This window comes from Mariniphaga sediminis (genome assembly GCF_003573545.1).
Lineage (GTDB): Bacteria > Bacteroidota > Bacteroidia > Bacteroidales > Prolixibacteraceae > Mariniphaga > Mariniphaga sediminis.
Genome location: NZ_QWET01000004.1, coordinates 1 through 14,099 on the forward strand (window position 1 = coordinate 1; position 14,099 = coordinate 14,099).

General features: G+C 43.3%; 12 protein-coding genes. 1 reads left to right on the forward strand and 11 read right to left on the reverse strand.

Features of this window, described 5'->3' with window-relative positions:
• Nucleotides 1–441 precede the first annotated feature (441 nt).
• Nucleotides 442–1,215 carry a class I SAM-dependent methyltransferase gene (locus D1164_RS06025; protein WP_119349062.1) on the forward strand — a complete coding sequence of 258 codons (774 nt, stop codon included), beginning with the start codon at nucleotides 442–444 and terminating at the stop codon, nucleotides 1,213–1,215.
• Between the two features lie 222 nt (nucleotides 1,216–1,437).
• On the opposite strand, the gene D1164_RS06030 is transcribed toward D1164_RS06025, so the two are convergent.
• The 11 genes from D1164_RS06030 to D1164_RS06080 all read right to left on the reverse strand — a co-directional run bounded on the left by D1164_RS06030 (nucleotide 1,438) and on the right by D1164_RS06080 (nucleotide 14,050).
• The gene (locus tag D1164_RS06030; RefSeq protein ID WP_119349063.1) at nucleotides 1,438–1,839 is read right to left on the reverse strand and encodes a GFA family protein; all 402 of its coding nucleotides are present in this window, start codon (nucleotides 1,837–1,839) and stop codon (nucleotides 1,438–1,440) included.
• Between the two features lie 131 nt (nucleotides 1,840–1,970).
• Nucleotides 1,971–3,749, reverse strand: a complete 1,779-nt coding sequence (locus D1164_RS06035) for an aminopeptidase P family protein (protein ID WP_119349064.1) — start codon at nucleotides 3,747–3,749, stop codon at nucleotides 1,971–1,973.
• The gene (locus D1164_RS06040) at nucleotides 3,746–4,270 is read right to left on the reverse strand and encodes an NUDIX domain-containing protein (RefSeq protein WP_119349065.1); all 525 of its coding nucleotides are present in this window, start codon (nucleotides 4,268–4,270) and stop codon (nucleotides 3,746–3,748) included. The genes D1164_RS06035 and D1164_RS06040 overlap by 4 nt, the downstream gene beginning before the upstream one ends.
• Nucleotides 4,271–5,173, reverse strand: coding sequence for an alpha/beta hydrolase (locus tag D1164_RS06045; protein WP_119349066.1), 903 nt, complete (start codon nucleotides 5,171–5,173; stop codon nucleotides 4,271–4,273).
• Between the two features lies 1 nt (nucleotide 5,174).
• Nucleotides 5,175–5,714 (reverse strand): hypothetical protein, encoded by a 540-nt coding sequence (locus D1164_RS06050; protein WP_206610938.1) that lies wholly within the window; start codon nucleotides 5,712–5,714, stop codon nucleotides 5,175–5,177.
• A 35-nt stretch (nucleotides 5,715–5,749) separates the two neighbouring features.
• Nucleotides 5,750–6,553, reverse strand: a complete 804-nt coding sequence (locus D1164_RS06055; RefSeq protein ID WP_119349067.1) for an SDR family oxidoreductase — start codon at nucleotides 6,551–6,553, stop codon at nucleotides 5,750–5,752.
• Nucleotides 6,554–7,388: 835 nt separating this feature from the next.
• The gene (locus tag D1164_RS06060; RefSeq protein WP_119349068.1) at nucleotides 7,389–8,594 is read right to left on the reverse strand and encodes a DUF4382 domain-containing protein; all 1,206 of its coding nucleotides are present in this window, start codon (nucleotides 8,592–8,594) and stop codon (nucleotides 7,389–7,391) included.
• 11 nt (nucleotides 8,595–8,605) lie between these two features.
• Entirely contained in the window at nucleotides 8,606–9,448 is an 843-nt protein-coding gene (locus tag D1164_RS06065; protein ID WP_119349069.1) for a FecR family protein, read from the reverse strand.
• Between the two features lie 171 nt (nucleotides 9,449–9,619).
• Nucleotides 9,620–12,274, reverse strand: coding sequence for a TonB-dependent receptor (locus tag D1164_RS06070; RefSeq protein WP_147372065.1), 2,655 nt, complete (start codon nucleotides 12,272–12,274; stop codon nucleotides 9,620–9,622).
• 61 nt (nucleotides 12,275–12,335) lie between these two features.
• Nucleotides 12,336–12,842 carry an RNA polymerase sigma factor gene (locus D1164_RS06075; RefSeq protein WP_119349071.1) on the reverse strand — a complete coding sequence of 169 codons (507 nt, stop codon included), beginning with the start codon at nucleotides 12,840–12,842 and terminating at the stop codon, nucleotides 12,336–12,338.
• Between the two features lie 80 nt (nucleotides 12,843–12,922).
• A complete protein-coding gene (locus tag D1164_RS06080) occupies nucleotides 12,923–14,050 on the reverse strand; it encodes an aldose epimerase family protein (protein ID WP_119349072.1) in 1,128 nt (375 codons plus the stop codon).
• Between the last annotated feature and the right edge of the window lie 49 nt (nucleotides 14,051–14,099).

Below are 14,099 nucleotides of genomic sequence, written 5' to 3' on the forward strand. Positions count from 1 at the left end.
AAGTGCACCTGTAAATCACATGATTTAATTTCTTAAAATTACTCATGTGACGAAGTTAATAAATTTAAGGCGTAGCCTATTAAACATGACCACCCCCGAAGGAGGTGGTTTTAACGATTATAATAAAAAAAGGAACCATGGTTCAGACATCCCTTGCCAGATTTTGTCCTTCTGAAGCCTGAAAAACCAAGAAAAAAAGTATATTTGCCACATCAAAAAAATTGGATGTTTAAATTTATGATGGATCGGGTGAAGTAAATAACCTTGGCAGAAAGTCAAAGGTTATCCTCTAATGAAACTTGGGCATTTTCCTGCCTGAGTGATTTTAATTTCATATAACAATTATTTGAGCCAGGTAAAGTACAACGTGGATTTTTCCAACTTGTACGATTATTAATCAATAAACAACACGATGGCTTCATCAAAAAAAATTTAAACATCATGAGTGACGAAAATAAATCAATTCACGCGTTCGACTTCAATTTAATTTGCGAATATTTTTTAACCCTGGAAAGACAGGGACCCGGTAGCCCGGAAGTAACGCTCAAAGCACTGGGTTTTACCGGCACCCTCACCAATACATCCCGCATTGCAGATATCGGATGCGGAACAGGTGGCCAGACTATGGTACTGGCACAACATACACCGGGTTCTATTACAGGTGTCGATCTGTTTCCCTCTTTTATCGACCAATTCAATCTGAATGCAGAGAAACTGAACCTTCAGAAAAGGGTAAAGGGCATCGTCGGTTCAATGGATAATCTTCCTTTTAGGAAAGAAGAATTCGATCTTTTATGGTCAGAAGGCGCCATTTACAATATTGGTTTTGAACGAGGCCTGAATGAATGGCGAAAATTCATTAAAACAGGCGGCTACATTGCCGTTTCAGAGGTATCGTGGTTTACCGGCGAACGTCCTGCTGAAATTCATAATTTTTGGGAGGATGCCTATCCGGAGATCGACACAATTCCCAACAAGGTTGCGCAAATGCAAAAAGCTGGGTATATTCCTGTTGCCACTTTTGTCCTTCCGGAGAACTGCTGGACCGAACATTTTTATGCTCCGCAGGAAGCAGCCCAGGAATTATTTCTGAAGAGGCAGGCCGGGAATAAGAATGCTGAAGAGTTCATTGCCAATCAGCGACATGAAACCCGTTTATACCAGAAGTATAAAGCTTACTACGGATACGTGTTCTATATCGGGATGAAAATGTAACAGAAAACGTTTAACTGAACTGGCGGCCTTGGGTTGCCAGTTCTTTTCACAAGCATGCGGCATCTTTTGAGCTTTAGCTGTAGCCTTATTTTCTAATTTATTAGCTCTTAATAAGAGAGCCGTTAAGTTCTCCGGCATACATTGTGGTTACAACTTCTTCTTTCGTTTTGAGGGTTCTACTTAAAAAATAGACAGAATTCTACGTAAGCTCCATTTTAAAACTTATCCGGGGAAACGTTCATATTTTTGAACCGTTTCCAGTGATTCATCCCAATTCGCTTTATTTGAAATAAAAATATGCCCATCCGGCCTTTTATGCAATTTCGTGTCCAAACTCCCTGCCGGGACAACCAAAAGGGTACCATCCATTTGTAAATTAGGCAATGCAGAACCACAATGCGTACAAAACCCTTTTGCATGATCGCTTTTCGCTACCTGAAAAGTCCGAACTTCATTTTCTCCTTTTATCCATTCAAGTTTAGCTGTTGTCGAAAATAAATTTGCTGCATGAGCAGAACCAGTATCTTTCCTGCAATACCTGCAATGGCATAAATAAAAGCTCTCAAAATCACCTGTCACTTTAAATTTCACTTTTCGACACAAACATGATCCTAAATGTTCCATTTACTTCCTCTCGTTTTTACTTTGTAAAGTTGTGTTAAAAAAATCTTTCCAATATACCTCTGGCTAAAGCCAGCCTGCCGGTCAGACAATGGGGGCTAGTACCTACACTATTCACACTGACGCCGGCAAGATTAAACTTCTGCTGTAAGTTCCTCTAAAAATACTTTCAACTCCGGGCTTACCCATGGTTCTAACTCTTTGTGAACCCACTGATGGTAATGGTTGAGCCACTTCCGTTCATTTTCTGAAAGCAGTTCGAAGTCTATTAACCGCGTATCTATCGGGCAAAGTGTGAGTGTTTCAAAACCGAAAAACTTACCAAATGCAGTGGTTTCCTTTTCGACACACACCATCAGGTTTTCAGTTCGGATGCCGTATTCCCCTTCGCGGTAAAGTCCGGGTTCATTGGAAAGTACCATGCCGGGCTGTAAAGAAACCTCGTTAAACTCCTGCCGGATAGATGTGGGACCTTCGTGCACATTAAGAAAATGCCCCACTCCGTGGCCGGTGCCATGACCATAATTCAGGCCATGCTCCCAAAGCGCCATGCGCGCCAGAACATCCAGATTACACCCTTTGGTGCCCAACGGAAACTTTGACTGCGAAAGGGCAATCATCCCCTTCAGCACCAGTGTAAAATCAGTCTTCTGTTGCAATGTAACCTCACCTAATGCAATGGTACGGGTGATGTCGGTGGTTCCATGCAAATACTGCCCACCGGAATCAAACAGTAATATTCCTTCCGGTTTCAGCAGCAGTGCATCTTTTTCTCCCACATTCAGGTGCACAATAGCACCGTGTTCCCTGTAACCCATAACAGGGGCAAAACTTTCACCTACGAAGGCTTCCTGTTGCGAACGGAATTCTGCCAGCTTGCGCCCTGCGGTAAACTCCGTCTCCGTCCCTTTTGCTACATTCTCTTTCAACCAAAAAAGAAACGCCACCAATGCTGCGCCATCTTTTTTCATGGCCTGGCGGTAGCCTTCCAGTTCCGTTGAATTTTTTCGGGCTTTTAATAAAGAAACCACCGAATTGCCATCGGCTATTTTATTATCCGCTTGAAGGGTAGAAAAAACAGAATAGCTGGCTGATCCCGGATCAATAAAAACTTTTTTACCACGCACGGATTTAAGCCAGGTAAAAAAATCTTCGTATTCGGCCAGTCCGATTTTCTCCTTCTCAAGGCGCGCCTTCAGTTCTACCGGGATTTTGGCCCCGTTTGCAAATAATATCCACTCATTTTTCCCCACAATACCATAGCCGGTGAAAACCGGATTATAGGGTATATCAGAGCCACGCAGGTTAAACAGCCAGGCCAGTTCGTCGAGAGCAGTAATTACCTGGAAATCGGCCTCATATTTTTTCAGTTCCGCAACCACCAACTCCCGCTTATCCTTTCGGGAGAGTCCGGTTTGGGAAGGATTCAGTTCAAAAACTTTATCCTGGGGCAAATCCGGTCGGTTTTCCCATATTTTTTCAAAAAGATCAGGGGTTTCCACGGTGTTAATACCTGCTTCGTCCAAAAATCTACTGAGATTATGAAAGCCAGAAACAGTGACAGTTTGCGGGTCAAACCCTACTTTACTGCCCGGCGTCAGTTTTTTTGCCAGCCATACTTCGGGCGGAATGGCATCCGGGACACGGTGCTTGTACATTTTAATCCCCGAGCCTTTCAACTGTTCTTCAGCCTGCAGAAAATAACGTGAATCGGTCCAGAGGCCAGCCTCTTCGTGGGTAACAACCACAATCCCGTAAGAACCGGTAAAGCCGGATAAAAACGCACGGGTCTGCCAGCGGTCGGGTAAATATTCACTGGCATGCGGATCGGTACCTGAAATGTACCAGGCATCAAGATTGCGCCTTAGCAGTTCCAGTCGAAGCGCTTTTAACCGTTGGCGGATTTCATTCATATCTCGAAAAATTGTTTTACGAATTTTTTTATGGACGGAGCAGGCACCAAATCCAGGTTGATTTCATTTTCATCATAAAATCCAAAATCAAGGATATCGTCCATGGCTTTCAGGCCATCAACCGATTCAGGAACAACACGAAAAACCATATCGTGTGTAAAAACACTGAACCCGGAAAAGACATATTCATTGGGAGCTGCCCCCACATACTCCAACGATTTAACCCTCATTCCCAATTCTTCCAGCAGTTCGCGCTCAATAGCCTCTTCGGCTGTTTCACCGGGATCGACAAACCCGCCGGGCAAATCCAGTTTTCCGTAGTCGGGTTCTACTCCGCGGGTTGTAAGCAACAGCTTTCCCTCCTTATTGGGCACCAGGGCTGCCACTGCGGTTGCCGAGTTCACAAATAAATGAAACCCGCAATCACTGCATTTCAGGGAACGTTCGCTGGCAGCAACAAAAGCCGGAGAGCCACACTTCGGACAAAATTTCAGTACTTTCAGTGGATGGGTCGGTTGCATCTATTCAATCATTTTTACAGCCTTCAGCCAATTGTAGAATAATTCTGGCCACTGGTCAACAGGCAGGTTCTTTTTATTCATTCCAAATCCGTGATTTCCTTCAGCAAAAATATGCATTTCGGCAGGCACATTATTTTCTTTCAATGCCAGATAAAATTCCACTGAGTTTCGCGGAACAACTCCCTTGTCGTCGTCGGCTAAAACCAAAAACGTTGGCGGGGTTTGAGGTGTCACATGCAACTCGTTAGAATATTCTTCAACCATCTTCCAGTCATTTCCTTCCCCAATCAGGTTTTTACGTGAACCCATGTGGCCGAACTCCTCTCTGAAAGTAATAACGGGGTATAGCAGGAGCATAAAATCAGGACGGCTGCTTATTCTTTCAAAAGAATCTTCGCTCTCTTTGCTTCCACAATCAAAACGGGTACCCACGGTAGACGCAAGATGTCCTCCTGCCGAAGAACCGGCAATACCAATTTTTACGGGATCGATACCCCACGCTTCCGCATTTTTCCGGACAATCCGCAGGGCCTGCCTGGCATCGCCCGAGGGAATTTCATGATGTCCGTATGGCAGTCGGTATTTTAACACAATCCCGGCCACTCCCCTGGACTTAAGCCACTTGGCCATATCATACCCCTCGTGATCCATGGCTTCAATCATATAACCTCCTCCCGGACAAATAACTACTGCCGCTCCGGTATTTTTCTCTTTTTCAGGAAGGTAAACATACATTTCGGCTTCCGAAACATTTCGCACGCGCACCCCGTCGTATTTCTCCTCTGGTTTGTCCATGCCATTATGGTTCGGCGCCCCGTTGGGCCATACTTTTAAAACTTTATCCTGCGCAGTTAAAACCAATGTGCCAAAAATAAGGGTTACAACTAAAGCTATACATTTCATACTATTTTGATTTTGATCCGACAAAGAAATGCTCCTTTTCTTCAAAAAGAACATTAAAAGTAGTTAGTGAACCGTAAATTCGGGTAATATATTGTTGAAGGTTTACCTTTTCTTCATCAGAAATGACTTTATGACTGTTGATATTCTGCTCCAACACCCGCAGACGGTCGCGTAACATAACAATTTTATGAAAAAATGCTTCTATCGGAATCTCTTTGGGTTTCAATTCAGGATTGGCCGGCTGCAACAACATGGTACCGCCTTTCCACTTTTCGCCCAGCGGCACCACGGCACTAAGCGCCCCGTATTGGTCAAGCACATATTTTAATACCTCCTCCACCTCACCAATAGAAAGTCCTTTATGCGGTGGGGCATCCATATTCTTTTCAAGTACGGTTAAATCAGTATTTCTTTTGGTGATTTCAATTTTTCCACCTTTTTCAAAAAAAATCTCATAAGCAGTGAGTTTGCTTTTACTGATAATCCCTTCACCATAGCGTGGGTGTTCTACACGGGTACCAACTGACAATTCTTCCATCATTTCAATAGTATCGTTTTAGTAAAAAAAGAAAATAGCTATTTGAAAGGCGAGTCCGGTTCCTTCGCAAACATTTTATAGGACATTTTCTCCACAAAGCGCGGAAGAATTTTAGACAGGAATACGGTAAACTTGCCTTCCACAAAAGTAAGAATCAGGTCGCGTTTGCGTTTTTCCACGGCTTTAAAAATATGGGTGGCACACTCCTCTGCCGACATCATTTTATTCTCATCCCTGGGAGTTTCGCCTTGTTGCTCCCCATTCTCAACCAGGGCCGATTTTCGAATCTCGGAGGATGTGAACCCGGGTGCAACAATCAGCACGTGGAGGCCGTTTTTAAGGTTTTCAACCCGTATGGTTTGCAGAAACCCCCGCACAGCAAATTTGGAAGCAGAATAGCCACTTCGTCCGGGAAGTCCGATGTAACCACCCACAGAAATAACCCCAACCAACGAGCCTTTGGATTTCATCAGGTGCGGGAGGGCATACCGGGTGCAATAAACGGTTCCCCAATAATTTACATCCATTACCCGGCGTATTACATCCATCTCGGTTTTATGAAACAGCCCTCTCATGGAAATGCCGGCGTTGTTGATAAGGACATCAATCTGCCCGAATTTTTCAATGGCTTTTTCCATTAAGTTTTTACAGTCGTCTTCGCACGCAACGTCTGTTTTTACAGCCAGTACATCAGCTCCGGTCAATCTGCTTTTGAGTTCATCCAAACGATCCTCCCGACGGGCGGCCAAAACCAGACTACATCCTTCCCCGGCGTATTTTTCGGCCAGCGCTTTTCCTATTCCGGAGGAGGCGCCGGTTATGACGACTACTTTTTTTTGCATAAAATTCCCGTACGAATTGTTATTGCTGAATCATTAAGGTGCGAAAGTACGAAAATTTAATGTGAGATAAAGAAAACAAGGACACTGTTTAAAATTTGTCCCTGATGATTATTTTCGATGAATTAAGTCTTTAGACCAGCTAAAACCGGAGAAACAAATACCATTAAACAACTAAATATCAAAAAAGTAATCACGCTTAACTTTCGATATTCATTTAACTTTTTCCCTACCCTAAAATTTTTTCAAAACTAACTTTAAATAAGTGATTAAGTTTCAAAAAATAACGTGAGTTTGATGTAAAACCTTACTTGCAGAATCTTATTCATAACAACAGACTGGTTATCCACTTGTTTGGGGCTTTGCCCCAATCCCCACTTCATTTTTCTCCTAGATGAGAAAAACGAAGCAAAAAGAATCATGTCAAAATTAACCTTTGCGTTTTTTCAATGTTGCGAATTGGCCCGACTGACGGAATTTTGACAAAGCCCGCATCAAGTATCGCTCACTTATAAATCAAAGTCAGGAATTGAGAGAATAGGCTGGTCCACATACGAACATTTATGGTTAAAATATAAAACACATCGCAGCGATGGCCTCGGTTCAGTCGGTGAGCCGGAAAACAAGTGAGCACGGCGTAAAAAAATACTGATGGAAAATGTATCTGAAAACAGGCTACTCCATCGTATTATTCGGGTGAGTCAAAAAAGCGGGAGAGAATTCAAAAAAATCTTTTAGCACCCACCAAAAATAAACAGGAAAGGCGCCATTTCGACGCCCTTCCTAACCTCAATCCAACCCGTTCCAGAAAAGAACGGTCGAGTAATCCAGCTATTTATTAATCTTCATCTTCGGGTACGGGTACCAACGCAAAATTTTGTTCTGTTACCTCACCTGCCATAACTGTCAGGGTAGAGTCCTGACTGACAAACCCCTCCATTTTGCATACCAGGTTATAATCGCCGGGGTTAATTCCGGCAAAGGAATACAACCCCTGCTCACTGGTATTGGCAGAGGTGATGGAATCTTCTCCGGCAAAAAGAGTCAGCATTGCGTTTTGAATAACAACCCCTGCAGTATCAGACACAGTGCCCGATATTTCACCTGCTTCCGGCACTTCATCACCCACAGGAATTACAAAATTCTGCACGGTAACGGCACCTGCTTCAACTGTTACACTTACCTGGTTTTCATAATCGTCTGCATTTAATGCCAGGCTGTAATCTCCCGGTGGAATTCCTATCATGGCGTACGTTCCATTTTCTGATGTCATGGCCGATGTAACGGTATCGCCCCCTTCAATCAAGGTCAGCAATGCATTTTCAATAACAGCCTCCGCAGAATCGGTAACCATACCGGAAATTTCACCGGAACTGACTTGAAAATTAGCCACTGCCCGAACCACCGGTTTAAAAATGAAACCCTTCACTTTATCATACCCGTGTTTCATATTCCCTCTGAGCACAAAAGAACGGCTGACATCGAAGTCGAGTAACACCTCGGCAAAACTTTCGCCGTTCATTTCCAAAGCCGGGTTCACTTTAATTTTCAGGCCACTTGCATCCCCGCTTGGCACCTTCAAGTCGAATTCAGTTCCATCATTTAAAACAATACCTGCATCAACAATATGGAGTCTGATTTCATGGTAAACGCCGGCAGGCACTTCCATTTCTGCCAACGTTGCAGTTACCCCGTTGCTTAAATCCAGCAGATTAAATGTTACATTCTCTTCCAGTTCATAGGTTACAAACGCGTTGTTTCCATCATCGTCACCTTCCTCATTATTACCGTTACCATTTCCCTCACCCTCTTCATTTTCATGCTTCATTAACTTAACCCAATCGACCGTAATATTGGCTTCTGCGACCAAATCAACAGGAAACGGTGCATCAGTAAGTTTAATGACAACTGTTCCTTTTCCCTTGTTTTCAACATCCACATCTTTTTCACTGTCCAACAGTTCACTACATCCTGCCAGAACTCCTAACACGAAAAGTGCTATAAATCCAAACACTCTCATTTTCAATAGCTTTTCTTTCTTCATCCTTTTTACTTTTAATTAATGGTTATTCTATATTTATCTTCAAAAACATAGTCCAACTGCAAAGGCACACAAACAATTTTCAGTGCATTTTCCAGGCTGCCTGTTTGGAGCGTACCCGAGAAATTTTTCCCGGAAGGAACCTGCAACGTAATATCCACGCCAAAAAAGGTTTCAATCTCGTAAACCACCTCATTCAGAGGGGTATTGGAGAAATTTTTCTGAAACTGTGCAAAGCCTGGATACCCGGCCTCATTTTTAAACGTATTTTTTTGGGCTTCCTCTTCTTTTCCTGTAAACTGGGTTCCTGGCTCCAGTGTATATGAGGTATTTCCAAAGCTGGTTTTTACACTACCCTGAAAACATTGTACTTTGAATTGCTCGTCCCATCCGTCCACCAAAAACCTTGTTCCAAGCACTTCCACCTCTCCCTGTGACGTTTTTACCCGAAATCCATCTCCCTTTTCCACTTCAAAATAGGCTTCGCCCGACAATTTCACATTCCCATTCCAAAAATATTTCCGGAAAGTGGCTGAACTTTCGTTGTGTAAAATCACCCTGGAGTTGTCGGGCAAACGACAGGCAAAAGTCTGGCCTTTCCCGGCCGAAATTGTTTCAGTAGCGAAATAGAACCAGAAAGCCAGAAGTATAGCAACAGTTGCAGCAACAGAAACCGCTGCAGCCATGTACCGGGATATTTTCCTCTCCGGCTTGCTTTCAGCGTATTCCTTTTTATCTATTTTAGTTAAAAGAGAGTCCAGGACTTCCTCTTTGCCGGAGCTAACAGAAACCTGGTAATTCCGAATCAACTGATCGGCCTTTTGAGAAATTGATTGATTATTTTTTTTGTTTTTCATTTTACAAAAAGGTTTCCCGGACACTCTACCATTTTTTTTCAGATTAATTCACCTGCTGGTTCCACAACCAACAGGTGAATCTTCTCGCAATTCGAAACACTCATTTTATTATTAACATCTTATAATATCCGTAAAGGAAAAAATACCCTACCCCGAACAGGAAATTTTTGATCAGAATTTTGCATTTATAAAAAAAACCGGGGTAAAACCAAGCGCCGAAATGTCGGAACGCACCGTCATCGATCCAGCGTCAGAAGAAAAACGAAGGTAGTTCACTTCCACGATATTTTTTCTGTCGAACACATTCAGCATGGAAACCCCGCCGCTAAATGAATAAAAATTTCCGGTAAATGTTTTTATCAACGCCAGATCTAACTGGGCAAACGGGTCGGAGCGTGCAAACTCATCAGTAGTTGAATCCCGGGTATACTGCACCACAGGCAACCCACTGGCAACCTGCCAGCTACCGGTAAGCGTCCAGTTTTTCCACCTTATCATTTCGGTCAGTTTCAGGCGGTGCGTACGGTCATTGTATCCCGGATACCAGTTGTTACCGAAAAAACCGCTGGTTTGTTCTTCTGCCGTTGCGATCGAATAGCTTAGCATGTGATTGAAAAGAAAATGTTTTTTCTGAACGAACAAATCGATTCCTTTGTTTCGCTCCCTGCTCTCGTGCGGATTATAGGTCACTGAAATTTTCTCTCCCGAACTCACTTCTTCTGCAAACAGATTTACTTTTCCTTCTGCATTTTTAAGGTACGCTTCCAAATCAATAAACCATCCGTCTTTTTCAAACTTGCCACCCAAAATATAATGCGTCCCGCTCACAGTTCCCCGGCCTTTATCGTCCGGAAGATACCAAACCGGACTGAAATGCCCTTCACTGTCGAAACGCCTGATTCCGGTCAAAAACTGGTAATAAATTCCGCTCAGGAAGTAAACCTTCACCCCCCGGACAGGTAAAAATTCCAAACCTCCGCGAGGCTGCCAAAACGTCTTCCGGCGGGAGATATCAAAGCTGGAACGAAGTCCCCACCTGAAACGAATCTGGTCGGTTACATCAATATTCTGTTGCACAAAAGCGTTCAGCAAGTACTGATTGGCACTACTGGCAATTGAATCAATCTGAAGCGTATCTTTTAACCGGCTGGCAAAAAAGTCATATGCATAACTATTATAGGTCAGACCCACTCCTGCTTCATGGGTAAAGTTTCCGCTTTTCAACGCTGTTTTCCAGGCGGCCCGGTATTCTTCAATATGATTAAACCCATTATCAATATCGTGCGTTTGACGGGAATAAGTTCTTTCCCGGGTTTTTGCCAGACCTTTCCCCTTCCCCTGTCCTTTTCCGGGATTTTCAATCACTTCGGTAATCTCTTCCAACTCTCCGGTTTCATCTACCATATCTTTTTCCCAGGAAGAAAAACCGGCAGAAAAGGAGTGGAACCACTCATCGTTTACTTGCCATTTCCAGTTTAAACTCATTCCCAGGCTTCCGCTTTTCATTCTTTCATTCCGGTAATAATCGTTCGTTTGTATCAATTCAAAATCCCTGCTTTGCCTGTCTTTTCCATAAAGCAGGTTCAGGTTGAATTCCATTTTTGCAGAAGGGTGAAAACTAATTTTTGTATTGACATCCTGATACTTTACAGACGGAATAATGGTAGATGTTACCGGGTTTTCGTCGGTAGAAGAAACGTTTTCAATAAGCCGGTAGTATAGGTAATTCTGCCAGCTGTCAATAAATGAACGGCGCCAGGCAGCCGTAATCGAAAACTTGTTGGTGACAGGAATATTGGCCAGTACATTTGAGTTCAACAAATTGGCTGACACATCGAGGTAGGGCCTGTTATTTTTCCCTGATTTCCCGGTAAGTTCAATCAAACCGGACACCCGCCCGCCGTAACCGGCATCGAACCCACCGCGCGAAACAAAAGCCTGCTGAACAAACTTTGCATTCAATACGCTCATATTTCCCAGGAGATGACTGGTCTCCAGCACCGGAATCCCATCAAAAAGGACCAGGTTGTCGGTAGGTGCCCCTCCCCTGATGGAAAGCCCCGGGGAAGCCCCCTGCAAAAAATTCACCCCTGGAATCAGTAACAGTGCATTTCCCAAATCATCGTTCGAAATTCGGGGAACAGCAGACGATTTTAACGGGTTAAATGCAATTTTCTCCGGTAAAGGCGAGGCCTGTAACACCTCCCGTTCGGTGTGTACCACCCTGACAGGCTTCAGCATAATTTCCGATGGCTCCAGAAAAATCATCACGGTATTTTGGGGAGAAACAATGGTATCCATCGTACGATAGCCAAGGTAGCTCACCAGCAGCCGCACCGAATCAGTGTGAGGAAGTGTAAATGTAAAAAAGCCGAGTTCATTGGTCATTCCACCTTTGTTTGGCTCGCAGGCAACGTTGCAGTATTCCAGATCTTCTCCTGTTTCTTTATCACGCACAAACCCCGACAATCTTGTCAGCTGAGGCTCTGGGGGAGCAAAAACAGGCGGCTCAGAATCCCTTGTTTCCTGAATTACCAGAACCCAGGTGCCGTCAATCAGACTAGAAGAAACGGCATATTCCTTTTCAAGAAAACGCAAGAATTCTTCCAGGGCAATCCCTTCAAACGAGAAGCGGGTTTCTATGTCGTGGAATGAGTTGGCATCGTACGCAAATTTGACTCCGTAATTCCGGGTTACTTCTTCAAGTACTCCAGCCAACGGTTTTCTTTCCGAAGAAACAGTAATATCAGGATATTGGGCCCTTGTTTGCCAAAAAGCCAGCAACAAAAACAAAAACGCAGCGCTATGTCGTAAAAATGTATTCAATAACAATTCTATCGGGTTTGAAAATCATATCTAATCAGTGAACGTCCGTTTCACTTCTGAATTATATATTTTTTTCCAGTTTTTTCCGAAGGATTGCCAAAGCCCTGCTCATTTGTTTTTCAACAGCCTTAACTCCCACACCCAGATTCTCTGCAATCTCCCGGTATGTCATTTCATCCATCCTGTTCATCAAAAAGACAACACGACTCTTTTCCGGAAGATCAGAAATGGCCCCTTGCAATTTTTTGTCAAATTCCTTCATCTCCAAAATAAACTCCGGCGATTCGTTCTCGGTACGTTCAAAATAATTGGAACGAAACTTCATGTCATATTTCTGCCGTCGTTTGTTTTTCAGAAAACTATTACGGGCAATGGTAAACAAATAGGGCCGCAAAGTCTCCTGCTTTACCTCATCACGCTTTTCCCACAATTGCAAAAAAACATCCTGAACCAAATCTTCCGACAATTCCGTGTCACCAGATAAATAGAAAAGATAGTTCAGAATGTAGGTATAATTCTGATCAAATACTTCTTTAAACCACTGTTTCCCGTTTTTTTCAATTCTCATTAAAACAATTCAAAGCGTTCCCCGGATATTCTTCATGAACTCAAAAATAAGTATTTTATTTTCCGGTTAACTGCCCTGCTTTATTCTTTCACCGAGAATTTAAAGATAGTGGTTGATTTATAAGTCTCTCCCGGGTTTAACAAAGTAGACGGGAAATTAGGCTGGTTCGGGCTATCCGGGAAATGTTGAGTCTCGAGACAAAACCCGCTTCTGAAATTGTAGGGTTCTTCACTGTTTCCTATTTCAACTCCCTTCAGAAAGTTACCGGTATAAAGCTGAATACCTGGCTCTGTGGTAAATACTTCCATGTACCTTCCGCTTTCGGGTTCAAACGCGCTGGCGGCAAAAGCAAGTTCATCCGCTTGTTTGTTTAAAACATAATTAAAATCATACCCTTTTCCAAAAACAAGTTGCGGGTGGTTCTCGTCAATTCGTTCACCAATGGCATGTGGAGTGGTAAAGTCGAGTGCTGTTCCGCGAATATCGACAATCTCGCCTGTAGGTATCATACTTTCATCTACTACAGGTGTTGATTTATTGGCATTGATTACCAAAACATGATCGAGAACGGTGCCGTTCCCTTCGCCCCGAAGGTTAAAATAGCTATGGTTGGTAAGATTAATATGGGTAGGTTTATTCGTAGTAACTTCATAATCTATTTTAAGCTCGTTATCGTCGGTAAGTATGTAAGTAACCTTTGCCGATTTATTGCCGGGGAATCCAAATTCGCCATCGCAACTTTCAAGCATAAAGGTGGTTTCATTTCCCTTCTTCTCATAATCCCATACTTTGCGGTACCAACTGTCGGGCCCCGAATGCAGGCAGGCCTCTCCGTTATTCACCGGCAATTGAAATGTTTCCCCGCCAATAGTAAACGCGGCATTAGCAATTCGGTTGGCAAACGGCCCTACCACTGCCCCGTGGCTGGCTCCATATTCCTGATAATCTTCAATGGAGTTAAACCCCAACACCACATCGGCAAAATTTCCCTGCTTATCCGGTGCATAAATGGATATAATTTTGGCTCCGTAGTTGGTAAGGGTCACTACCATCCCATTTTTATTTTCCATGGTAAACATACGGGTGGTTCTGCCGTTGACAACACCCTCAAAATCTTCTTTCGTATAAGGCATTTCAATTTCTTTTACAGTAATAGTAGAACAGGCCGCAAAAACAGCAGCAAGTAGACAAAGGTTAAGTTTATTCATTCTAAAAATAATTTTTTGTGGTTGTTATATGTTATTCTCTTCCCTAGAA

What these genes read in the sequence shown, in the direction of transcription:
- D1164_RS06025 (WP_119349062.1), top strand. Translation starts at nt 442, where the DNA reads ATGAGTGACGAAAATAAATCAATTCACGCGTTCGACTTCAATTTAATT.
- D1164_RS06030 (WP_119349063.1), bottom strand. Translation starts at nt 1,839, where the DNA reads ATGGAACATTTAGGATCATGTTTGTGTCGAAAAGTGAAATTTAAAGTG.
- D1164_RS06035 (WP_119349064.1), bottom strand. Translation starts at nt 3,749, where the DNA reads ATGAATGAAATCCGCCAACGGTTAAAAGCGCTTCGACTGGAACTGCTA.
- D1164_RS06040 (WP_119349065.1), bottom strand. Translation starts at nt 4,270, where the DNA reads ATGCAACCGACCCATCCACTGAAAGTACTGAAATTTTGTCCGAAGTGT.
- D1164_RS06045 (WP_119349066.1), bottom strand. Translation starts at nt 5,173, where the DNA reads ATGAAATGTATAGCTTTAGTTGTAACCCTTATTTTTGGCACATTGGTT.
- D1164_RS06050 (WP_206610938.1), bottom strand. Translation starts at nt 5,714, where the DNA reads ATGATGGAAGAATTGTCAGTTGGTACCCGTGTAGAACACCCACGCTAT.
- D1164_RS06055 (WP_119349067.1), bottom strand. Translation starts at nt 6,553, where the DNA reads ATGCAAAAAAAAGTAGTCGTCATAACCGGCGCCTCCTCCGGAATAGGA.
- D1164_RS06060 (WP_119349068.1), bottom strand. Translation starts at nt 8,594, where the DNA reads ATGAAGAAAGAAAAGCTATTGAAAATGAGAGTGTTTGGATTTATAGCA.
- D1164_RS06065 (WP_119349069.1), bottom strand. Translation starts at nt 9,448, where the DNA reads ATGAAAAACAAAAAAAATAATCAATCAATTTCTCAAAAGGCCGATCAG.
- D1164_RS06075 (WP_119349071.1), bottom strand. Translation starts at nt 12,842, where the DNA reads ATGAGAATTGAAAAAAACGGGAAACAGTGGTTTAAAGAAGTATTTGAT.
- D1164_RS06080 (WP_119349072.1), bottom strand. Translation starts at nt 14,050, where the DNA reads ATGAATAAACTTAACCTTTGTCTACTTGCTGCTGTTTTTGCGGCCTGT.